This is a genomic window from Chryseobacterium sp. MMS23-Vi53 (assembly GCF_047651245.1).
GTDB lineage: Bacteria > Bacteroidota > Bacteroidia > Flavobacteriales > Weeksellaceae > Chryseobacterium.
This window is the reverse complement of the sequence record NZ_CP180265.1, coordinates 2,732,495-2,752,977: the sequence shown is the minus strand read 5'-3', so window position 1 is coordinate 2,752,977 and position 20,483 is coordinate 2,732,495. Positions and strand designations below refer to the sequence as shown.

At 34.5% G+C, this 20,483-nt stretch carries 23 protein-coding genes; 12 read left to right on the top strand and 11 right to left on the bottom strand.

Annotated elements, in window-relative coordinates; translation table 11 throughout:
- Positions 1-101 precede the first annotated feature (101 nt).
- From ACKX2A_RS12325 to ribH, 3 genes are all read left to right on the top strand, one after another.
- Positions 102-725, top strand: coding sequence for a hypothetical protein (locus ACKX2A_RS12325; protein WP_415324999.1), 624 nt, complete (start codon positions 102-104; stop codon positions 723-725).
- Positions 726-880: 155 nt separating this feature from the next.
- Complete coding sequence (locus tag ACKX2A_RS12320) at positions 881-1,576, top strand: tetratricopeptide repeat protein (RefSeq protein WP_415324998.1); 696 nt, start codon at positions 881-883, stop codon at positions 1,574-1,576.
- A 3-nt stretch (positions 1,577-1,579) separates the two neighbouring features.
- Positions 1,580-2,098, top strand: a complete 519-nt coding sequence (gene ribH, locus ACKX2A_RS12315; protein ID WP_415324996.1) for a 6,7-dimethyl-8-ribityllumazine synthase — start codon at positions 1,580-1,582, stop codon at positions 2,096-2,098.
- 31 nt (positions 2,099-2,129) lie between these two features.
- Here ribH and ACKX2A_RS12310 read toward each other — a convergent pair whose 3' ends face one another.
- From ACKX2A_RS12310 to ACKX2A_RS12300, 3 genes are all read right to left on the bottom strand, one after another.
- Positions 2,130-3,290, bottom strand: a complete 1,161-nt coding sequence (locus tag ACKX2A_RS12310) for a glutathionylspermidine synthase family protein (RefSeq protein ID WP_415324994.1) — start codon at positions 3,288-3,290, stop codon at positions 2,130-2,132.
- Between the two features lie 3 nt (positions 3,291-3,293).
- Entirely contained in the window at positions 3,294-3,545 is a 252-nt protein-coding gene (locus ACKX2A_RS12305; RefSeq protein ID WP_415324993.1) for a hypothetical protein, read from the bottom strand.
- Positions 3,546-3,624: 79 nt separating this feature from the next.
- The gene (locus ACKX2A_RS12300) at positions 3,625-3,951 is read right to left on the bottom strand and encodes a hypothetical protein (RefSeq protein WP_415324991.1); all 327 of its coding nucleotides are present in this window, start codon (positions 3,949-3,951) and stop codon (positions 3,625-3,627) included.
- 66 nt (positions 3,952-4,017) lie between these two features.
- Here ACKX2A_RS12300 and ACKX2A_RS12295 point away from each other — a divergent pair, with 66 nt between their 5' ends.
- A complete protein-coding gene (locus ACKX2A_RS12295; protein WP_415324989.1) occupies positions 4,018-4,869 on the top strand; it encodes a neutral zinc metallopeptidase in 852 nt (283 codons plus the stop codon).
- A 53-nt stretch (positions 4,870-4,922) separates the two neighbouring features.
- On the opposite strand, the gene ACKX2A_RS12290 is transcribed toward ACKX2A_RS12295, so the two are convergent.
- A complete protein-coding gene (locus ACKX2A_RS12290) occupies positions 4,923-5,786 on the bottom strand; it encodes a GLPGLI family protein (RefSeq protein ID WP_415324987.1) in 864 nt (287 codons plus the stop codon).
- A 13-nt stretch (positions 5,787-5,799) separates the two neighbouring features.
- The gene (locus ACKX2A_RS12285) at positions 5,800-6,744 is read right to left on the bottom strand and encodes a GLPGLI family protein (protein WP_415324986.1); all 945 of its coding nucleotides are present in this window, start codon (positions 6,742-6,744) and stop codon (positions 5,800-5,802) included.
- Between the two features lie 215 nt (positions 6,745-6,959).
- Here ACKX2A_RS12285 and ACKX2A_RS12280 point away from each other — a divergent pair, with 215 nt between their 5' ends.
- From ACKX2A_RS12280 to sufD, 5 genes are all read left to right on the top strand, one after another.
- Positions 6,960-7,289, top strand: coding sequence for a HesB/IscA family protein (locus ACKX2A_RS12280; protein ID WP_415324984.1), 330 nt, complete (start codon positions 6,960-6,962; stop codon positions 7,287-7,289).
- Between the two features lie 73 nt (positions 7,290-7,362).
- Positions 7,363-8,811 (top strand): Fe-S cluster assembly protein SufB, encoded by a 1,449-nt coding sequence (gene sufB / locus ACKX2A_RS12275; RefSeq protein ID WP_312398257.1) that lies wholly within the window; start codon positions 7,363-7,365, stop codon positions 8,809-8,811.
- Between the two features lie 148 nt (positions 8,812-8,959).
- Entirely contained in the window at positions 8,960-9,340 is a 381-nt protein-coding gene (locus ACKX2A_RS12270) for a GxxExxY protein (protein ID WP_415324982.1), read from the top strand.
- Positions 9,341-9,462: 122 nt separating this feature from the next.
- Positions 9,463-10,206 (top strand): Fe-S cluster assembly ATPase SufC, encoded by a 744-nt coding sequence (gene sufC, locus ACKX2A_RS12265; protein ID WP_415324980.1) that lies wholly within the window; start codon positions 9,463-9,465, stop codon positions 10,204-10,206.
- A 100-nt stretch (positions 10,207-10,306) separates the two neighbouring features.
- The gene (sufD, locus tag ACKX2A_RS12260; RefSeq protein WP_415329465.1) at positions 10,307-11,614 is read left to right on the top strand and encodes a Fe-S cluster assembly protein SufD; all 1,308 of its coding nucleotides are present in this window, start codon (positions 10,307-10,309) and stop codon (positions 11,612-11,614) included.
- A 391-nt stretch (positions 11,615-12,005) separates the two neighbouring features.
- Here sufD and ACKX2A_RS12255 read toward each other — a convergent pair whose 3' ends face one another.
- The gene (locus ACKX2A_RS12255; protein ID WP_415324978.1) at positions 12,006-12,953 is read right to left on the bottom strand and encodes a DUF3078 domain-containing protein; all 948 of its coding nucleotides are present in this window, start codon (positions 12,951-12,953) and stop codon (positions 12,006-12,008) included.
- Between the two features lie 276 nt (positions 12,954-13,229).
- Between ACKX2A_RS12255 and ACKX2A_RS12250 the strand changes: the two genes are divergently transcribed.
- The 3 genes from ACKX2A_RS12250 to gdhA all read left to right on the top strand — a co-directional run bounded on the left by ACKX2A_RS12250 (position 13,230) and on the right by gdhA (position 16,740).
- Positions 13,230-14,000, top strand: a complete 771-nt coding sequence (locus ACKX2A_RS12250) for a rhomboid family intramembrane serine protease (RefSeq protein WP_415324977.1) — start codon at positions 13,230-13,232, stop codon at positions 13,998-14,000.
- A gap of 81 nt (positions 14,001-14,081) precedes the next feature.
- Positions 14,082-15,191, top strand: coding sequence for a DNA-processing protein DprA (dprA, locus tag ACKX2A_RS12245; RefSeq protein WP_415324975.1), 1,110 nt, complete (start codon positions 14,082-14,084; stop codon positions 15,189-15,191).
- 190 nt (positions 15,192-15,381) lie between these two features.
- Positions 15,382-16,740 (top strand): NADP-specific glutamate dehydrogenase, encoded by a 1,359-nt coding sequence (gene gdhA / locus ACKX2A_RS12240; protein ID WP_415324973.1) that lies wholly within the window; start codon positions 15,382-15,384, stop codon positions 16,738-16,740.
- A 203-nt stretch (positions 16,741-16,943) separates the two neighbouring features.
- Here the strand turns inward: gdhA and ACKX2A_RS12235 are convergent, their stop codons facing one another.
- From ACKX2A_RS12235 to ACKX2A_RS12215, 5 genes are all read right to left on the bottom strand, one after another.
- The gene (locus tag ACKX2A_RS12235; protein ID WP_415324972.1) at positions 16,944-17,732 is read right to left on the bottom strand and encodes an SDR family oxidoreductase; all 789 of its coding nucleotides are present in this window, start codon (positions 17,730-17,732) and stop codon (positions 16,944-16,946) included.
- A 68-nt stretch (positions 17,733-17,800) separates the two neighbouring features.
- Positions 17,801-18,379: a TetR/AcrR family transcriptional regulator gene (locus ACKX2A_RS12230; protein WP_415324971.1), complete on the bottom strand. Its 579-nt coding sequence runs from the start codon at positions 18,377-18,379 to the stop codon at positions 17,801-17,803.
- A 120-nt stretch (positions 18,380-18,499) separates the two neighbouring features.
- Positions 18,500-18,835: a hypothetical protein gene (locus ACKX2A_RS12225; protein WP_415324970.1), complete on the bottom strand. Its 336-nt coding sequence runs from the start codon at positions 18,833-18,835 to the stop codon at positions 18,500-18,502.
- 116 nt (positions 18,836-18,951) lie between these two features.
- Positions 18,952-19,440 carry a YkgJ family cysteine cluster protein gene (locus ACKX2A_RS12220; protein ID WP_415324968.1) on the bottom strand — a complete coding sequence of 163 codons (489 nt, stop codon included), beginning with the start codon at positions 19,438-19,440 and terminating at the stop codon, positions 18,952-18,954.
- The gene (locus ACKX2A_RS12215; protein WP_415324966.1) at positions 19,441-20,412 is read right to left on the bottom strand and encodes an ion channel; all 972 of its coding nucleotides are present in this window, start codon (positions 20,410-20,412) and stop codon (positions 19,441-19,443) included.
- Between the last annotated feature and the right edge of the window lie 71 nt (positions 20,413-20,483).

Here is a 20,483-nt window from a genome sequence, read left to right as displayed (position 1 = left end):
TAAAACAATCTGTTTTTATAATGTGCAATAAGTTCTTCCTGATTTTAATTCTTTTTTTAGTTCCGAAAATTGTTAAGTCTCAGATTGAAGTAACACTTTCAATGGAGTTGGATAGAAAAAGTGCAATTGTTACGATTAAAAATAATTCAACAAAGAATTATGCCTTTCCTATTGAATTGACAAATTTAAAAGCATATTATGAGAATGATATTGTTTGCGAATACTTCAATTCATATCATGCACCATCGCACGGTTTATCATTTTCATTGAAATTAACGGATCCAAAAACAAAACAAATTTTAGAACCACAAAGACCTCACATCCATATTGATTTTGAGGCCTTTGAAAAATATTTAAAAGAAAATAGAGAATGCTTTTCCTTAGATCAGGAAAAAAAGGAATGGCAGGTAAAACACAAAATCAAGGATAAAACAAAAGCAGATTTAAACTATTACATCTATAATAATTTAATTTTCTTAAGACCAAATCAGAAGATGAGTTATAGAATACTAATAGATTTAGAAAACATCTCAAGTGAAATTTATTTTGTTGATAGATACGATACAAAACCTAATACAAAATATTTATTTCAACTTTATACAGAAATCGCTGATTGTATTTATGACCTTCTAACACCTGAACAAAAAGAAGAACTTAAAGATTATACATTATTCACAGGAAAAATTATAAGTAATATAATCGACTGTAATTCAACCCCCGAATAAATGTAAAAACATAAAAAATCCATTGAAGTATCGGTCATTTTTGTAGATAAATCGATTATAACATTCAATAATTAAAATAAAACCAATAATACTCACAAAGTATTTTGTAAATCATTCAGAAACAATTAAATTTGCATTTCAATTTTTAATAATTTATGGCAAAACTTACAAACGAGCAAGAAGGTAAAGAAACAGTGGAGTTTTTTAAAGATCTTGACAGAGAGGCTTTAAACACGGAAAGATTCCTTGAAAAATACTCAAAACCAATCGGTATTGTTTTTGGAGTACTTGTTTTAGGTGTTTTAGGTTTCTTTGGATATAAGCAATTCGTTGTGGCTCCAAAAAATGCTGAAGCTGTAAAAAGTTTCCTGGCTGCTCAGAAAAACCTTACAGAAGGTAAAGACAAAGAAGCTCTGGGAGGAAAATCTGCTGCAAACCCAGGTTTCGTGGGAACTTATAATGATTATTCAAATACAAACATCGGTAAACTTTCTGCTTACAACGCAGGAATTATTAAGTTTAAAGAAGGAAAATTCCAGGAAGCATACAATCTTTTAGATAGCTTTTCTTCTGATAACAAGACGATGATGGCAATGAAATACGGAGCTATGGCAGATGCACAATCTGGTCTTAACAAAAACGATGATGCTTTAGCATTATTAGACAAAGCAGCTTCTGCTTCTGACGATCCTTATACAACGTATTATTTTACAAAAAAAGCAGGTATTTTAGCTTTAGGTTTAAACAAAAAAGCAGAAGCTAAGAAATATTTTGCTACAATTGACGAAAAATATCAGGACTACGACAACGGGATGTCTGATTCTTATATTGAAATGACTAAATATTACTAAACAATGGCAACAGTTAATCTTTCCGATTACAAGCCACTTAATATAACTAATGCCGATGAATTTTCTATCGGCATTGTTTTTTCTGAGTGGAATGATTTTGTAACTTACAATCTTCGTGATGCAGCGCTGGAAATTCTTGAAAAAGAAGGCGTAAAAAAAGAAAATATTAAACTTTTTCCGGTTCCGGGAGCTTTTGAACTGAACTACGCAAGTATGCAGCTTTGCAAGGAGCGTAAATATGACGCGGTAATCTCGATAGGGTGCGTAATCCGTGGAGAAACGCCACATTTCGACTATGTTTGTTCGGCAGTGGCGCAAGGAATCAAGGATTGCAATATACTGACAGATACACCTACAATCTTCTGTGTTCTAACGGATGATACCAAAGAACAATCAATTGCAAGAAGCGGTGATGGAGATCTTGGAAACAAAGGGGTTGAAGCAGCCGTTACGGCTTTAAGAATGATCGATTTTAGAAAGAATCTTTCAGGAAAAAAAGGAAGCATTGGTTTCGGACACTAATTTCCGATCATTGAAATAAAAAAGGAGCTTTTTACAGCTCCTTTTCTTTTATATAAATTTTGTTTTCATCGATTAAATGGGGAATAAATCGGCTTTGGTTATTCGTTATCAGATGAACACTTTCCCTGATTCCGATTCCCGCAGATTCTTGTCCGATCACCCAGCTTCCAATCACGGGATAATTTCCGTCGAAATTAGGTAAATCAAACAACTGCTGATAAATGAAGCCTTCTTTTCCGTAAGCACCATCATTTTCTTCAATTACTAAATTATTTTTATGCAAAGTAACGTTTGCTCCTTCTCTTGAATAAATTGGTTTTTTTACGAAGTCTTTTAAATGTTTCGGTTCAAAATAAGATTCCAGCAAATACGGATGATTGGGATACATTTCCCAAAGAATCGGCAAAATAGCTTTTGAAGAAAGAAGAATTTTCCAAGCCGGTTCGATCCATTGAGATCTGAAATTATTCTGAATTAATTTATCTCCAAAACCATCCTCCAGAATCCATTCATAAGGATATAATTTAAAAATATATTCCATGATCGTTCTGTCTCCTGCAATGAATTCCTCAATATCTTCTGCCCAGCCAATGTCCTGAATTGGAATAAATTCAGTTTCAAAACCGCCTTGTGTTGCACAATCTCGCATATATTCTACATTCGTAACGTCTTCAATATTCGTTAGAGAAGCAAAATAAATGTAATGCGGATTCATATAATTTTTAAGATATTTCCAGTAATCAACCAGCTTTTCATGAATTGAATTAAACTGATCTTTGTACGGAAACATTTCCTGAAGCCAATACCATTGAATAACAGAAGCTTCATACAAAGAAGTCGGCGTATCTGCATTGAATTCAAGCAATTTTAAATTTTCGCCATCGAAACCAAAATCAAATCTTCCGTAAATCGAAGGATGGTCTTCTTCCCAGCTTGTAATGATGTAATTTCTAAACCATGCAGGAATATTGAACCTATCCCAGAGGTTTTTTTCAATAATATAATCAACCGCAGCAAGACACATTTGCCATAATTCGGCAGTTGCGCTTTCAATTTTGTTGATTTCATCCATTGAAAATTCGTAATAATGACTTTCGTCCCAGTAAAGTCCTTCCAGAGAATGATAGCCAAAACCAAGATTTTCAAGTTTATGCTCCCAGTTTTTTCGGAATTGTGATGATATTCTTTTCATAATTTAAGATGATGCTCTGAAACCACTTCTGCCCAATCCTCCTCTCACAACATTTCCTTTGTAAGAGCTTCTCCCGATATTCGATTTTGAACTGATCGCATCGCTGTAATATCCCGTTCTGTGGTAAGCACCATTGCTATAAGCTCCGTACGGTCGAAATGCATGATACCAAAAGAAACCCGGCATAAAACCATGCGATCTTGAATATGATGCTGTTGTATCGGATCTCATGTACACTTTTTTTCTCCTTTCCATTGATCTTTGGGCTTTTCCTGAGAACAGGCCGCTAAAATTCCGGTAACAAAAAGTAATTTTATAAAGCTGGATTTTTTCATTACTGAACGGTTATATAAAATTCGTAATCTTTTTTCACGTTTGCATTGTGCTCATTCCCACTTTCATCTTCCACAACCTGCAAGGTATCTCCCAAACTTGGAATAGTATCTCTTTTAATGATTTCTTTAAAAAGCTTGTTGTTTTTCCAGATTTTGTGTTTCGTAATTAAAACATCTGCCGTATCGATATGTTGCACAGAAAGTTCTGTTTCAATCGATGATTTTTTATCGACGCTGTTTACTTCATCTTCTTTAGTTTCTTTATCATTGCAGGCTGTAACACTCATTAAGCCTAATAATAAAAAAGCAATTTGAATTTTTCTCACTTTAGTTATAATTTTTGACAAAAATATTATTTAAAATTTTAAATTTACATATAAAAATAACAAACTATGAAATGGACAGACGATAGAAGTGACAACGTAGACGACAGGCGAGGTTCCGGAAGTGGCGGTGCAATTGTTGGCGGCGGTTTAGGAACTTTAATTATAGCAGCAATTGTTTTTTTCTTGGGAGGTGATCCTTCCGCAATACTTTCTTCTGGTGGAAGTGCTCCACAACAAACTGAACAAAGACAATTAAATGAAGGTGAAAGACAAACCGGAGAATTTATTAAGATGATTACTGCCGAGAATGAAGAAACTTGGGCAAAAATTTTCGCAGAAAACGGAAGGCAATATACTCCCGCAAAAGTTGTTTTATTTGAAAATAATACACAGTCGGGATGTGGGACAGCACAATCTGCAATGGGACCTTTTTATTGTCCTGTAGATCACACCGTTTATATGGATATGAGCTTTTTCCAGGAACTTCAACAAAAATTTGGAGCAAAAGTTACAGAGTTTACCGTTGCTTATGTAATGGCTCACGAAATGGGACACCATATTCAAAATCTTATGGGAACATTGGATGAAACCAACAAAGCAAGAACAAGCGGAAGATTCTCAGAATCACAGCTTAATAGAGTTTCTGTTGCAACTGAGTTACAAGCCGATTTCTACGCCGGAGTTTGGGCAAGAAGAACAGATTCCAGAGAGCATATTTTGGAGCCGGGAGATATTCAGTCGGCGATTGATGCGGCAGAAGCTGTTGGAGACGATAATATTCAGAAAAGATCGCAAGGGTATGTTAATCAGGAAAGTTTTACGCACGGCTCGTCCGCACAGCGTAAAGAGTGGTTCATGAAAGGATACAATTCCGGAGATATTCGACAAGGTGATACTTTCAACCAGCTTTTGAAATAATTTAAACTATTATAAAAAGAACCCCCGAAAAACATTTTTCAGGGGTTTTATTTTTATTGTAATTCTATCGGATTGCTATTTTTCTGTGCCTCTTCTTTTATTCTTTCTTCCATTCTTTTTCTGAAATCGCCATTATCTCCTCCACGGCCACCGCCGCCACTTCGAGGAGGAGCGATTCCTCCTCCGCCGCCAATTCTGGTTTGAGCAAATCCACCCCCACCTTGAGCCATGAACGACATCGGGTCTTTTTTAAATTTCTCCTGTTGCTTTACGAAATCAGCTCTTTTTACTTTAATTGTATTTCCAAATTGATTTAAAGTAGGGATTTCAACGATTTTATAATTTTTCATTAAATCAAATGAATATTCGCCTTTATCGTCTTCAACTTTTACAATTAATCCCGGAAGTCCGTTAAATTTATACGGTCCATCTTGATATGGTAAATCTGTGGTAAACCAAGCCGTCCATTTTCTTCCGCCAAAATCAGTTTCGGCTTTCTGAACTTTGTACTCCCCAATTTTTGTTGTTTCAGAAGAAATTTTCCAGTTCAAAGGGCGATCTTCTTCGTAAGTGTAAACATCTCTTCCTATTCGATCTTTAAACGTTGTTTTCTGATTTTTTTTGTCCTTTTCAATGGAATAATTGATGTTTGATCTTAAATTTTCCATTTGATCTCTGTTAAAACCTCTCGCCCCGCCACTCTGGAACATTGCCTGCATAATTGAATCTCTCTTCGCTCTGTTTTCAGAATAGAAAAGCGATTTTTCCTGAGAAATATCTAAATATGCGTTTTCTGTTTTAACATCATTTTTATTGGAAGCATCTGGTTTCATGGTCACTTGATACACAAATCTGTTCGTTTGTGCAAAAGCAGTCTGCATGAATAATGCTAAAGCTATGATCCCTAACTTTTTCATTTATTTATATTTTTTATCTTAATTCAATTGGATTTTGTCCTGTTGTGTTCATGTTCATTACCGAAGTTCCTCCTCCATCTGTACTCATACTTGGCATTTGCATATCGCCTCCCATTTCGCCTCGTCTTCCCATTCCGCCACCACCTCCATGATGACCGCCACTCTGCATTCCACCCATACCGCCGTGTCTTCCGCCACCGCCAAAGTTCTGCATTCCGGCTCCGCTTCCTGCCATACTTTTTCTGTTTTTTACAAATTCTAATTCCAATGCAGCTTTATCTCCATTAAAATTAATTCTTGTGCTTTGTTTTGCATCCGAGCTTAGTGGTTCTTCAAAAGCATTCTGAACGATTATTTTTTTAACTAAATCAAATTTATAGTCGCCCTTATCATCTTCCAGTTTCACGATAAGTCCCGGTAATCCTGAAAATTTATATGGTCCGTCTGAAATATTGATATCTTTTGTAAACCAAGCTGTCCAGATCCTTCCGCCAAAATTAGCCGTTGCTTTCTGAGATTGATATCCATTTTGTTTTTGAACATCATTGGTAATTTCCCATTTTATCGGACGGTCTTCCTGATAATAAATTTGTTTTGCACCTACTCTGTCATAATAGTAAACTTTTTGCTCAGGAATATTTTTTGAGATAAAATATTCAAAAAAAGTACCTTCAGGTCTTTTTATTTTTCCGGATTTTGAAAAATTTTTATCCTCTTTTTTACGATTTTCTTTTTCTTCAGGTTTAAAATTCGCAAATAAAGAGTCTCGGATTAATTTATTTTCACTGATAAACAAAGATCGACTGGCCTTAATATCCAAGAAAGTTCGTTCCGTTTTCATCGTCACCAAGTTGATGGAATCTGGGTTTACGGAAGTTTCATAAATATATCGCGTTGTCTGTCCGTAGAACATTATGAATGAAAACAATACAAAAAAAAGAAGCAATTTCTGTTTCATTGTTATTTTTTTAATAGATAAAAAATACTGCTCAAAGTTAAATCAAAAACGGAATCTGCAGTTTTCTAAGCGAAAGTTTATACATTTTTTAACATAGCCTAATGCATTAATAATAATCTTATTAATAACAGAATCATTAAAATAGATATCTTCAATTTGAGATTGTGGAAATTAGTTCGTATTTTTGCATCATTAAATCATTCTAAATAAATACAATGATAAAAGTATCAGATCAAGCAAAAGCAAAAGCCATCCAGCTGATGACAGAAGATGGGTTTAAGCCTTTTGAAGACTATATAAGAGTTGGGGTGAAAAGCGGAGGATGCTCTGGTTTAGAATATGTTTTGAAGTTTGACAACGAAAAAACAGATACAGACCAGATTTTTGAAGACAATGAGATCAAAATTATTGTAGATAAAAAGTCTATCCTTTACTTGGCAGGAACAGTTCTTGAGTATTCAGGAGGTTTGAATGGAAAAGGATTTGTTTTCAACAATCCAAACGTGTCCAGAACATGCGGATGTGGTGAAAGTTTTTCTTTATAAGAAAAAGACATTAGAAGCTGAATATCAAACTTTAAAACCTGACATTCAGCTTCTGAAATCTTAAAAAAAAATAATGAGTAAATATACAGAAGACGATCTAAGAGTCGATCTAGAAAATAAAAAATACGAATTCGGTTGGGAAACAAAAATCGACTACGAAGATTTCCCGACGGGTTTAAATGAAGACATTGTCCGTGCGATTTCAGCTAAAAAAGAGGAACCGGAATGGATGACAGAATGGCGTTTGGAATCTTTCAGAATTTGGTTGAAAATGGTGGAGCCTGAATGGGCAAACATTAAATACGAAAAACCAGATTTTCAAGCGATTAAATATTATGCAGCTCCAAAAGCAAAGCCAGAATTGGAAAGCTTAGACGAAGTAGATCCTGAATTATTGAAGACTTTTGAAAAATTAGGAATCAATATTGAGGAGCAAAAAAGACTTTCTGGAGTTGCTGTGGATATTGTAATAGATTCAGTTTCTGTAAAAACAACTTTCCAGGAAACTTTGATGGAAAAAGGAATTATCTTCTGTTCTATCTCTGAAGCGATTAAAAATCATCCTGATTTGGTAAGAAAATACCTTGGAAAAGTAGTTCCGAGAGGAGATAATTTCTATGCCGCTTTGAATTCCGCAGTATTTTCTGACGGAAGTTTCTGCTATATTCCAAAAGGGGTAAAATGTCCGATGGAATTATCTACCTATTTCCGTATCAATCAGGCAGGAACAGGTCAGTTTGAAAGAACACTTGTAATTGCAGATGAAGGAAGTTATGTATCTTATTTGGAAGGTTGTACAGCACCATCAAGAGACGAAAACCAGCTTCACGCTGCAGTTGTTGAATTGATTGCGATGGATAATGCTGAAATTAAATATTCAACAGTACAAAACTGGTATCCGGGGAATGAAGAAGGAAAAGGTGGGGTTTTCAATTTCGTAACAAAAAGAGGACTTTGCGAAAAGAATGCAAAAATTTCTTGGACTCAGGTTGAAACGGGTTCTGCCGTAACTTGGAAATACCCTTCTTGTATTTTGAAAGGTGACAACTCAATCGGTGAGTTCTACTCTATTGCCGTGACAAACAATCACCAATATGCAGATACAGGAACAAAAATGATCCACATCGGAAAGAATACAAAATCTACGATTATTTCTAAAGGTATTTCTGCAGGAAAATCTCAGAATTCTTACAGAGGTTTGGTAAAAGTAATGCCAACTGCAAAAGGAGCGAGAAACTTCTCTCAGTGTGATTCTTTGTTGATGGGTAACGAATGTGGGGCTCACACTTTCCCTTACATAGAAATTAAAGATCCGACAGCTCAATTGGAGCACGAAGCTACGACTTCAAAAATTGGAGAAGATCAGATTTTTTATTGCAACCAAAGAGGAATCGATACGGAAAGAGCCATCGCTTTGATCGTAAATGGTTTCAGTAAAGAAGTTTTAAATAAATTACCAATGGAATTTGCTATTGAAGCTCAGAAATTACTTGAGATTTCTTTGGAGGGTTCTGTAGGATAATCTTTTTATCGCAAAGTAAAACTAAGTTTTTCAATCGCTAGCTATTTATTTTAAAGATAAACAAAGGTGCTAGCGCTTAGAAAAGTAATACAAGTTTTAAATTGAGTTCCTACAATTAACTTGCGTATCTTTGCGAAAAATTACACAAATGACCGAAAATGAGATTTCAAAGATTGTCTTTGAAAGTGGATTAAAGATTCATAGAAAATTAGGAATTGGCTTATATGAAAGCATTTATGAAGAGTGCCTTTTCTATGAATTAAAAAAAGCAGATGTAAAAGTTGAAAGACAAAAACCTCTGCACATCCAATATGAAGAACTGTTGTTGGAAAATGCTTTTAAAATGGATTTGTTGATTGAAAACAAGGTAGTTTTGGAAATTAAATCCGTTGAAAGTTTAAACAATTTTCACGCATCACAATTAAAAAATTATTTAAGACTTGGAAATTATAAGTTAGGCATGCTTATTAATTTCAATTCTCAGTTGTTTAAAAACGGTATTATGAGAATCGCAAATTGTCTTGACTAATTTTAGATATAAATTTAATTAAGAAATAGTATTTCATTGATAAGCGTTAGCGCCTTTGTTTATCTTAAAAAAGCAAAGGAGATTAAAAAATCTTAGTCTAGCCTTGCGATAAATTTAAACGTATGTTAGAGATAAAAAACTTGCACGCCAAAATTGAAGACGGCGCAGAAATTTTAAAAGGTATAAATCTTGAAATAAAACCGGGTGAAGTTCACGCGATCATGGGACCAAACGGAGCCGGTAAATCTACTCTTTCTTCTGTTATCGCAGGAAAAGAAGATTATGAAGTTACTGATGGAGAAATTATTTTCAGAGGTGAGGATATCATCGAAGATGCTCCTGAAGAAAGAGCGCATAAAGGGATTTTCCTTTCTTTCCAATATCCGGTAGAAATTCCGGGGGTTTCCGTGACAAATTTCATTAAAGCTGCGATGAACGAAAACAGAAAAGCAAACGGCTTGGAAGACATGCCTGCCAAAGAAATGTTAGCATTAATTCGTGAGAAATCTGAAAAGCTTGGAATTAAAAAAGATTTTCTTTCCAGATCATTGAACGAAGGTTTTTCGGGAGGTGAAAAGAAAAGAAATGAAATTTTCCAAATGATGATGCTGAATCCGAAATTGGCTATTCTTGATGAAACAGATTCAGGATTGGACATTGATGCATTAAGAATCGTTGCAGACGGTGTAAATGCTTTCAAAAATGAAGGAAATGCAGTTCTTTTGATTACTCACTATCAGAGATTGCTTAATTATATTCAACCTGACTTCGTTCACGTTTTAGCAAACGGAAAAATCATCAAGACTGGTGACAAATCTCTTGCTTTAGAGCTTGAAGAAAAGGGGTACGACTGGCTTTTAAATTAATTAAAAGATTAAGAAATTCAGAGATTCAGAAATCTCTTAGTTTAACAATTTCAGCCAAACAAAAAAAGAAAAAATGGTGCAAACCACAGATATACCAGTAATGGCATTAAAAGAACAGATTATAGAAAACCATAATGAATTTTTGGAGAGTCTTCGTCACAGATTTCTGGATGAAGATCGTAAAGTGGCTCTTCAAAGATTCGAAAAAGTTGGTTTTCCGACGAAAAAAGACGAAGAATATAAATATACCAACCTAAAGGAGATTACTGAAAAAGGATATAACTTTTTCCCGAAAGAAAGCCATAATATCACCAAAGAGCAGTTGGATGAATTGCATTTGGGTGAAGAAAATTTTGACTGGATTACTTTCGTAAATGGTAAGCTTCGCAAAGAATTATCAAAAGTTTCGATTGAAAATGTTGAATTTCTTTCATTTAATTATGCATTGAATGATGAGAAACATAGAGATGTTTTTGATAAATATTTCAACACAATTGCAGCGGATAAATCAGCTTTCACGAATTTGAATCAAGCTTATTGCAAGTATGGTTTTTTCCTTAAAGTTCCGAAAAATGTTGTGATTGAAAAGCCAATTCATGTTTTCTATATTTCTCAGAATCAGGAAGAAAACACTTTTTACAATACGAGAAATTTATTAATCGTAGAAGAAGGTGCAAAAGTGGAAATCATTGAAAGTCACCACAACTTTGATAATACTTATGTGTTGACAAATTCAGTGACAGAAATTTTCACCTATCCAAATGCAAAAGCAGATTGGCATAAATTACAGAATGATAACGATACTTCTTATTTAATTGATAACACTTTCGCGAAGCAGGAAAAAGACAGCTTAACGACCGTAAATACGTTCTCTTTCGGAGGTAAATTGGTAAGAAATAACTTATATTTCATTCAAAACGGATCGAATATCAATTCATTCATGAACGGAATTACGATTATCGGGAAAGATCAGCTGGTAGATCACCACACGGCGGTTCACCACAATCAGCCTAACTGTGAAAGTTATCAGAACTACAAAGGTATTTTCAGCGGAAAATCTCACGGAGTTTTCAACGGAAAAGTATTTGTTGATAAAATTGCTCAAAAAACTAATGCTTATCAGCAAAATAACAACGTTTTATTAAGCGAAGGTGCAACAATTGATACAAAACCTCAGTTGGAGATTTTTGCAGATGATGTGAAGTGTTCTCATGGTTGTACGGTTGGACAGCTTAATGAAGATGCATTATTCTATTTGAGAGCAAGAGGTATTTCTAAAAAAGAAGCTCAGGCGTTATTGCTATATGCTTTCGCAAACGATGCGATGCAGAATATTGATATTGAGCCTTTGAAAGAAAAAATTTCAAAGCTTTTGGCTGAGAAATTAGAAGTTGATATAGAGTTCTAACAATATATAATTGATAAATATAAAGCACTCCAATTTTGGGGTGCTTTTGTTTTTTTGATGTTTTTTATCACTAAGATCGCAAGGATTTGGTAAAATGATTGATTATTTTTTGTTCGCAAAGGTGTTTCACTCAGCGAATGATAGCAATACTTTACAAAACTTAAATTTTGAACACAAAGCTCACTGAGTTTTTTCATTAAATATTCTATTTCTACAAAGCCGTTTCACTTATAAAAGCATGATAGAGGATTGTGAAATTTGTGAAAAATATTTCTGGTTTGTATTTAAGTTTTGGCTAAAGCCAATCTTGATTATGCTCATTAAAAAAGTGGGCTAAAGCCCACTCCTATTGATATTTGTAATAATTTATTTCAAATTAATGATGATTAGATTACTTTTTCAGCCACCATTGACTGTCTTTTCTGTCAGACCGTTTTCCTCCATTATTTAAAGTATATGCTAAACCAATTCCTAAAGTCTGTTTAAGCTGAGTTTTTTCAATCTGATTGTGGTCGTATAATACATCAACAGTAATATTAGAAGAAATGAATTTATTTACCTTTAAATTCAGACCCATTCCATAAGCTAAAACCAGTCTTTCCGGATGATCCAGATAATTGGAGAAAACAGAAGCGGTGTTGGTCATATTTACGTTTTCCATGATTTTTAATTTATAAGAAGCCGTTCCCAAGAAACCGAATTGCAGCAATGAAGAATCTCCGTCTGCCTTTAAACCATAATTTCCTGCAATTTGCAGATCCTTATCCAATACAAAAGCCCATCTGGCGTTACTTGGTCTTAGAGTGACATTCAAATTATCGTTCGGTCTGTACGTAATACCCATCCCGACGTTCAAATATCCCGGAGCCATAAAATTAGAAATTTTCTTCGCCTCAGGATTGTTTCCATCTTCATAACCAACGGAGAACTGCGATTGAAGGCCTGCTCCTACAGACAGATACCAGCTTTTTGAAACTTTTCTTCCGTAATTTGTAGAAACATTAATTACGTCCTGAGTTTTTCTTACGCCAATTCCCTGTGTATCGTTTTGACCATAATTTAGAAGGATAATATTTTCCCAAAGATCTTTCTCTTTTTCATAAGTAATGTTGTAATCAACAGCAGCCAGCCAGCCCACATTATTAGCTCCACCACCGACCCAGTTTGAGAAAGCCGCTTGATTGATCATTAATGATTGTTTTCCTAAAACCGACCAGTGCTTAACGGTATCATCCACTACTTTTAAAGGTTGCTTTACAGCCGGAGTGTCTACAATTACGACCTGTGCACTACTAAAAATCCCGAAAGAAAGGGAAAGAAATAAAAGAAACTTCTTCATTATTCAAAAATTTTCATTTACAAAAATATTAAATATAATTTTTTTGACTAAAAACAAGAAATAGTCTCGTCCTGAATATTTTCAACAATGTATTTTTTTTGCATTTGAATACTAAAACCAAGCCACTTTAATTAATTCAGTGACAAAATATTATGTGTAAAATCTGAAAACTGATGAAAATCATTACTTTTTGTCTTAAATAAAAATCAACCTATTAAATTCATCGCCAAATTTTCCGAAATTTATACTTGGCGTTTCATTTGACGTAGAACCTTCATGCTAAAAAACAATGTAATTTCCAAAAAAGCGATTATATATCCTTTGCTGATGCTTTCAGCCATGTGGTTTTTCTATTTTCTGCAACAGCAAGGTCTTTTTGGAAGTTGCTTTGGCGCCATCATTCCGCTTCTGCCGGAAGGTTTGCTGGGAATCCTCACCTCTCCCCTTTTACATGGAAATATGGATCACATCATAGGAAATTCGATTCCTATTGCGGTGCTGATGTTTCTGCTGTATCAGTTTTATCCGTTGGTTGCCAATAAAGTCTTTATCATTGGTTGGTTGGCTACAGGTTTTTTAGTTTGGCTGCTTCCTCCAATCGACATTATGACAGGTGATTATCTTTACACTTGTACAATCGGAGCAAGTGGAGTTGTTTACGTTCTAGCTTTTTTTCTTTTCTTTAGTGGGGTTTTTAAATGGAACATGAAGCTCTTGACCATTTCTTTATTGGTCGTTTTATACTATGGAAGTTTGGTTTGGGGAATGTTACCGGAAGAATTATTTTCAAATTTAGAAGAACCAAGCAAAATTTCTTGGCAGGCTCACCTTGCGGGTGCAGTTGTTGGAATTATTTTAGCATTAATGTTTAAAAAAATCGGTGAGAAAAAGAAAAAGTTCATTTGGGAATTTCCGAATTATTATAGCGAAAAAGACGATAAACTTTGGCAGCAATATAAAGAAAATCACCCTGATGATTTTTTAGAATTACCATATAAAAAGAAGGATGATATTTGGGATCGGCTAGATGAGTTGAGAGGAAAATAATTTTTTAAATTTATAATTAAAACATCTGAATTAAAATCAAAATCAAATTAAAAATTCTCTACATTTGTCAAAACAACACAAATGTACTCTGAAGAACATCTCTACTCCATCGCTTTGCGCGAATGCAACCTGATTGGTGATATCAATTTCTACAAACTTGTCCGAATTTTTGGCGGTGCAAAAAACGCTTGGGAAAATGCAAAGAAAAACTATTCCAACGTAGATGGTATCGGCAGAAAAATAGTTTCCGACATCGGAAATCCCGAACATCTGAAATTTGCAGAAAAAGAATTGAAATTTTGCGAAAAGAATAATATTAAAATTAATCTCAGACATCTTCAGAATCTTCCGAAATTGCTGCGCGAATGTGAAGATGCTCCCGCAATTCTTTATCAAAAAGGAAACTTTGAAAGGGAAAAGCAAAAAATAAGCATCGTCGGAACACGAAATATGACTTCTTATGGAAAGCAGTTTATCCACGATTTTTTTGAAGAAACACAATCTGAAAATTACGTTTCGGTGAGTGGTTTAGCTTTAGGTGTTGACAAGGAAGTTCATGAACAATCGATTCATTTTCAAATTCCTACCATTGCAGTTTTGGCACATGGCTTCCATACATTATACCCTTCCAAAAACAAAAAGTTATCCGAAAAAATCCTTGAAGAAAATGGAACACTCTTTACGGAATTTAATTCTTCCAGAAAACCGGATCGGGAAAATTTTATTCAGCGAAACAGAATCGTAGCCGGAATTTCTCCTGCAACCATTGTAGTGGAAACAGCTTTCGGAGGAGGCTCGATAAGTACAGCAACTTTTGCGAATAATTATAATCGTGAAGTTTATGCATTGCCCGGAAAGATTACTGATAGGCAAAGCCAGGGATGCAATAATCTAATTTTTCAGAACAAAGCAACAGCAATTTCTACGATGAAAGACCTGATCGATTCTTTAGGCTTAAACCCAACAAAAGAGAAAATAGAAGAATTGTTTCCTCGAATCGAAGAAAGCATTCAATTAACTGAAAATCAAGAATTAATCTACAATAAAATTATTCATCATCCTCAAATTACTTTAGACGATCTTGCAGAGAAGATAGAGCTGTCTTCACACAAAATTTTACCAATAATTTTGGAGTTGGAACTTTTGGGGAAAGTAAAATCATTTTCCGGGAGACAATTTCTTGCAATTTGACAATTAACGATTTCTTAATATTGCATTATTTAAGACATAACATTTAATTTTTAATAAAATTTATATTAAAATTATTAATTTAATAATATTTCGAAACATTATTATTAAATTTTTAACAATCTTTAAATAAGGTATTGTGAATTTTGAAAAAAAAATTAAATTTGTTGACAATAATATTCAACCCTAATATATGGAACAATATAATATTGACCAGAAAATCCAAGAGTTTATTGCAAAAATTGAGGCAAAAAACCCTAATGAACCGGAATTTTTACAGGCTGTAAAAGAAGTAGCTGTAACGGTAATTCCGTTTATCATGACGAAAAAGGAATATACAGGAATGAAGCTTCTTGAAAGAATGGCAGAAGCTGAGAGAATTATTATTTTCAGAGTTCCGTGGGTTGACGATAAAGGAGAAATCCAGGTAAACAGAGGTTTCAGAATCCAGATGAACTCTGCGATCGGACCTTACAAAGGAGGTATCCGTTTCCACCCTACTGTAAACCTTTCAGTTCTTAAATTCTTAGCTTTCGAGCAGGTATTCAAAAACTCATTAACGACGCTTCCGATGGGAGGTGGTAAAGGAGGTTCAGACTTCGATCCACAAGGTAAATCTGATATGGAAGTAATGCGTTTTTGCCAGGCTTTCATGACAGAATTATGCAAGCATGTTGGTCCTGAAACTGACGTTCCTGCGGGAGATATCGGTGTAGGAGCAAGAGAAATCGGATATTTATTCGGACAGTATAAGAAAATCAGAAATGAATTTACAGGTGTATTGACTGGTAAAGGTCTTGCATACGGAGGTTCATTAATCCGTCCTGAAGCTACAGGATATGGTGTTGTATACTTCGCTGAACAAATGCTAAAAACGATTGGACAAACTTTCAAAGATAAAACGGTAACAGTTTCAGGTTTCGGAAACGTAGCCTGGGGGGTTATTAAAAAGGTATCTGAACTTGGAGGAAAAGTAGTAACTATTTCCGGACCAGACGGATATATCTATGACAAAGACGGAATCGATGGAGAAAAGATCGATTATTTGCTAGAGCTTAGAAATTCCGGGAATAACAGAGCTGAAGATTATGCTAAAAAATATCCTTCTGCTGAATTTTTCGCTGGAAAACGTCCTTGGGAAGTAAAATGTGATGTTGCTATCCCTTCTGCAACGCAAAACGAACTGGATCTTGAAGATGCTAAAGTTTTGGTAGAAAACGGATGCGTTTGTGTGACTGAAGCTGCAAATATGCCTTCAACGCTTGATGCAATCAATTATTTCCTAGACAATAAAGTATTATTCTCTCCAGGAAAAGCGTCTAACGCGGGTGGTGTTGCGACTTCAGGTCTTGAAATGACGCAAAACTCTATTCGTCTAAACTGGACTTCTGAGGAGGTTGATGCTAGATTGAAAGAAATTATGATCGGAATCCACAAAGCTTGTAGAGACTACGGAAAAGAGGAAGATGGCTATGTAAACTACGTAAAAGGCGCAAATATCGCTGGTTTCGTGAAAGTTGCAGAAGCAATGTTGGCTCAAGGAGTTGTATAAAAATATAAAGGTTGGGAAAATTTCCCGACCTTTTTTGATATAGCCTGTTCCCGGGATTACAAATGGGAAAAAAGTAAAAAGTGAAAGGAGAAAGCGTTGATTTATTCAGCGCTTTTTTTATTTGCCGTTTAGAATATCAATATTATTAAATAAAAAATCCCGGAAAATTATTCCAGGATTTTTTCAAATATTTTTTGAGATTTTTATATTGTCGGCATTGCTCCGCCATCAACAGCATACGTTGAGCCCGTTAAATAAGATGCTGCTGGAGAAGCGAGAAAATTTACCAGTTCTGCAACTTCTTCCGGCTCGGCCATTCTACCCATAGGAACACCTCCAATCTTATTAAACAAGCCTTGTGTAGCTTCTTCTACAGTAATTCCTGCAGTTTTTGCAATTCCTTTAATAAATTCTACCATCATTGGTGTTTTTACAGCTCCGGGAAGTACCGTTAATACGCGAATTCCATGAGTCGCAACTTCAGAAGCCAATGCCTTACTGTAAGAGTTTAAAGCAGCTTTTGAAACTGCATATGCCATATTTATGTCCCAAAGTGGCTGTTTGCTGCTTCCAGTGGAAATATGGATAATTACACCGTTTTTATTCTCTATCATTTGAGGAAGTAAAGCTCTATCTATACGAATTGCCGACAAAAGATTGAGTTGAAGTTCATTTTCCCAATGTTCATCTGTTAAATTACTAAAACCTCCTCCGGGAGTCGAAAGTCCGCCAATATTATCGATAAGAATATCCACAGAACCAAATTTTTCGCTGATTTCGGTAACTAAATGCGAAACATCTTCTGAATTCGTAAGATCAGATGCAATAAAATGATGATGAAGTTCTTCTTTCGGCTGATTTCTGGCGGTAACAATTACCGTCGCTCCAGATTCTGATAATCTATCCGCAATTGCTTTCCCTATTCCTTTGGTTCCTCCCGTTACAAGAGCTATTTTGCTCGTAAGATCTAAGTTTTTGTTTTGTCTGTTCATTTTGAAATGATTGTTTTAAAATTATTGAAAAAATATGAAACGTTTGTTTCAGAAAAGATTAAATTTTTCTATTTTATTATTTGCTTGATGAAAAAATCTGCCATTCTCCTTATCTGTTGAGGATCTTTGTTAATGATATACATTTCATACCACCCCGAATATGTACTAACTATAAAATCTGCTAAGACATCAGGAGAAACGTCTTTATCCAGTGCTTCGGAATCTATAGCTTTTGTAATTAAATCAATTAAAAAATTACGGGTAAATTGGCTGTCTTCCTTTAAAATATACTGAACAGCTTTATCATCAGGATCAATTTCGAAAGCAGTTTTTACAGCCATGCAGGCATTAGGATCAGTAACAATAGATTTTACAGCATCATTTAAGAAATCTAGCAGAATGTTTATCGGTAGATCTTTTTTTTCAGTTCGTCTTTGAAAATCTTTTTTTCTTAAATCTGTATAATGAGACAGACATTTCAAAAACAATTGATGCTTGTCTCCGATGGTGTTGTAAAGACTGCTGCTGTTAATTTTCATGGCATCTGTTAAATCTCGCATTGAAGTAGCATTATAACCTTTCTTCCAAAAAACTTGCATTGCTTTTTGAATTGCTTCAGCTTCGTTGAATTCAACATTTCTAGCCATTAATAATTTTATTCAGCAAATGTATGTATAAATTCTGAAACAATCGTTTTATTATTAAATAAAAAAATCCTGAAACATTACATTTCAGGATTCCATTTCTACTTTGCTTGAAAATTAATACTACTTAGACTTTTTCTTTTTATTCTTCTTTTCTTCTTTGGTAGCGTCTGTTGGTTTGGTTGCATCTACCGCTGTATCTGCACTTATGCTTGCTGTAGCATCAGTTGCAGATGTTGCTGGAGTTGCCTCCACAGTCGCTGTTGCTGTTGTATTTTGGTTTTGCGATGCTGTTCCTGAAGTTGTCCCCCAGTTTGATGTCGCCTGAGAACTTTGTTGTGTTTGAGTTGTCGTCTGGTTATTAGAATTTTGTGACGAACTTTTTGTTGTGTCCGTCTGAGCCGATACCGCGATTACTCCGACTAATGTAAACGCTGCTGTTAAAACTAACTTTTTCATTATACTAATATTTTAAATGGTTGTTTAAATTAAACGCCACTCATTTATGAAATAGTATATGTAAAGTATTTATTTAACGGACTTTATAATTATTTAAGATGAATTTGGATTATAGCTTATTTTCCTAAATTTTTCATAATTCTTTCCACAAACTCGTAGGCTGCAGGGCAAATCACCGTATTTTTTATCATTAAATTATTGATCTGATAGATCTTTTTTCTATCGGTATGAGGATACTCACGACAAGCTTTCGGGCGTACATCATAGATCGAGCAGGTATTGTCATAGTTAAGAAAAAAACAAGGAAGATTTTGCAAAACTTTATCATTATCTTCATCTACACGAAGAAATTTTGCTTCGAAATCCGCGGGTTTCATGCGAAGATGCTTAGAAATTCTTTCTATATCTTTTTCGGTATAAAGCGGACCCGTTGTTTTACAGCAATTAGCACATTGAAGACAGTCGATATGCTCAAATACATCTTCATGAATTTCTTCGACAATGTAATCGAGATTTTTAGGCGGTTTCTTCTTCAGTCCGTCCAGAAATTTTTTATGCTCTTTTTGTTTTTGTAAAGCCTGTTTTTTGTAAAAATCTAAATCCATTTATTCTCGCTCTTCCGCAAAAACGGGAAGATCTGCTTTTTGATAATCATTAATTTTATCCAAATCCAAAATCGTAGAAAGATTTTCTTTATCCGGATAATACATCGGAACAAATTTTGCTCCGTACACAATTTCCTTAGAAACATATGAAGATCTCTGAACTACTGTATTAGAAAATACTTCATCAAATGCACGAAGATGAACAATAATTTCAATATCCGTATTTTTAAAATCTTCCTCGGAAAACCCATAAAATGGCGAATCTTCATCTATTTTATGAACAACCGTCCAGTTCAGCGCCAAAGTATTAATCTTGCTTAATTGAGTTTTCAGCTGATAAAAATTCGTTTTCGGAACACTTTCCTCGATTACTTCTATTGCTGTTGAAACAATAACATCAGCGTCTGTTAAAGCATTATTTTTATAAGGTGCCAATCTGAACATTAAAGCCGTTTCATCTTTAAAAGGAGCAATCACTGCAATATCAGAAAACTTTAAATACGCCCTCGGTCTGGAAAATCTTCCGTAAAAAAGTCCTGTTGCAATGGCAAAGGTAAGCAATCCTAAAAAAGCTTCAAAAGTTGCCACCAAACTTGCCATAAAACCAACCGGCGCAATTCTTCCATAACCTACCGTCGTAAAGGTTTGCGAACTGAAGAAAAAAACGTCAATAAATTCGTTCACTGGGTCACTTTTATCAATTCCGGTTAAGTGTTCTACTCCAATCAGATAATAAATTAAAGCAAAAAAGAGATTTACCAAAATATAAGCAATCACTAAATACGATAAAAACTGGAACGTAGAAAGATCCAACATTGTGTGATACCAACTGAAACGGTTGAAAATATTAACCCCTTTTCTATTAACATTCGGAAGTCCGTCTTTATTGATAAATCTTCCCGAAGCATTGTCTCCAAAGCCGCTGTTTTCGGTGTTTTTCTGGTGAATTTTTTGTCTGAATCCTCTTGCCATTTTTTATATCATTTGTTTGATTTCATATCCAAAATAACATACAAAGATAAAATATTGTTTTCATGAAATTT

Coding starts and splice junctions, on each gene's coding strand:
- ACKX2A_RS12325 (WP_415324999.1), top strand. CDS start 102: ATGGAGTTGGATAGAAAAAGTGCAATTGTTACGATTAAAAATAATTCA.
- ACKX2A_RS12320 (WP_415324998.1), top strand. CDS start 881: ATGGCAAAACTTACAAACGAGCAAGAAGGTAAAGAAACAGTGGAGTTT.
- ribH (WP_415324996.1), top strand. CDS start 1,580: ATGGCAACAGTTAATCTTTCCGATTACAAGCCACTTAATATAACTAAT.
- ACKX2A_RS12310 (WP_415324994.1), bottom strand. CDS start 3,290: ATGAAAAGAATATCATCACAATTCCGAAAAAACTGGGAGCATAAACTT.
- ACKX2A_RS12305 (WP_415324993.1), bottom strand. CDS start 3,545: ATGGAAAGGAGAAAAAAAGTGTACATGAGATCCGATACAACAGCATCA.
- ACKX2A_RS12295 (WP_415324989.1), top strand. CDS start 4,018: ATGAAATGGACAGACGATAGAAGTGACAACGTAGACGACAGGCGAGGT.
- ACKX2A_RS12290 (WP_415324987.1), bottom strand. CDS start 5,786: ATGAAAAAGTTAGGGATCATAGCTTTAGCATTATTCATGCAGACTGCT.
- ACKX2A_RS12285 (WP_415324986.1), bottom strand. CDS start 6,744: ATGAAACAGAAATTGCTTCTTTTTTTTGTATTGTTTTCATTCATAATG.
- ACKX2A_RS12280 (WP_415324984.1), top strand. CDS start 6,960: ATGATAAAAGTATCAGATCAAGCAAAAGCAAAAGCCATCCAGCTGATG.
- sufB (WP_312398257.1), top strand. CDS start 7,363: ATGAGTAAATATACAGAAGACGATCTAAGAGTCGATCTAGAAAATAAA.
- ACKX2A_RS12270 (WP_415324982.1), top strand. CDS start 8,960: ATGACCGAAAATGAGATTTCAAAGATTGTCTTTGAAAGTGGATTAAAG.
- sufC (WP_415324980.1), top strand. CDS start 9,463: ATGTTAGAGATAAAAAACTTGCACGCCAAAATTGAAGACGGCGCAGAA.
- sufD (WP_415329465.1), top strand. CDS start 10,307: ATGGCATTAAAAGAACAGATTATAGAAAACCATAATGAATTTTTGGAG.
- ACKX2A_RS12255 (WP_415324978.1), bottom strand. CDS start 12,953: ATGAAGAAGTTTCTTTTATTTCTTTCCCTTTCTTTCGGGATTTTTAGT.
- ACKX2A_RS12250 (WP_415324977.1), top strand. CDS start 13,230: ATGCTAAAAAACAATGTAATTTCCAAAAAAGCGATTATATATCCTTTG.
- dprA (WP_415324975.1), top strand. CDS start 14,082: ATGTACTCTGAAGAACATCTCTACTCCATCGCTTTGCGCGAATGCAAC.
- gdhA (WP_415324973.1), top strand. CDS start 15,382: ATGGAACAATATAATATTGACCAGAAAATCCAAGAGTTTATTGCAAAA.
- ACKX2A_RS12235 (WP_415324972.1), bottom strand. CDS start 17,732: ATGAACAGACAAAACAAAAACTTAGATCTTACGAGCAAAATAGCTCTT.
- ACKX2A_RS12230 (WP_415324971.1), bottom strand. CDS start 18,379: ATGGCTAGAAATGTTGAATTCAACGAAGCTGAAGCAATTCAAAAAGCA.
- ACKX2A_RS12225 (WP_415324970.1), bottom strand. CDS start 18,835: ATGAAAAAGTTAGTTTTAACAGCAGCGTTTACATTAGTCGGAGTAATC.
- ACKX2A_RS12220 (WP_415324968.1), bottom strand. CDS start 19,440: ATGGATTTAGATTTTTACAAAAAACAGGCTTTACAAAAACAAAAAGAG.
- ACKX2A_RS12215 (WP_415324966.1), bottom strand. CDS start 20,412: ATGGCAAGAGGATTCAGACAAAAAATTCACCAGAAAAACACCGAAAAC.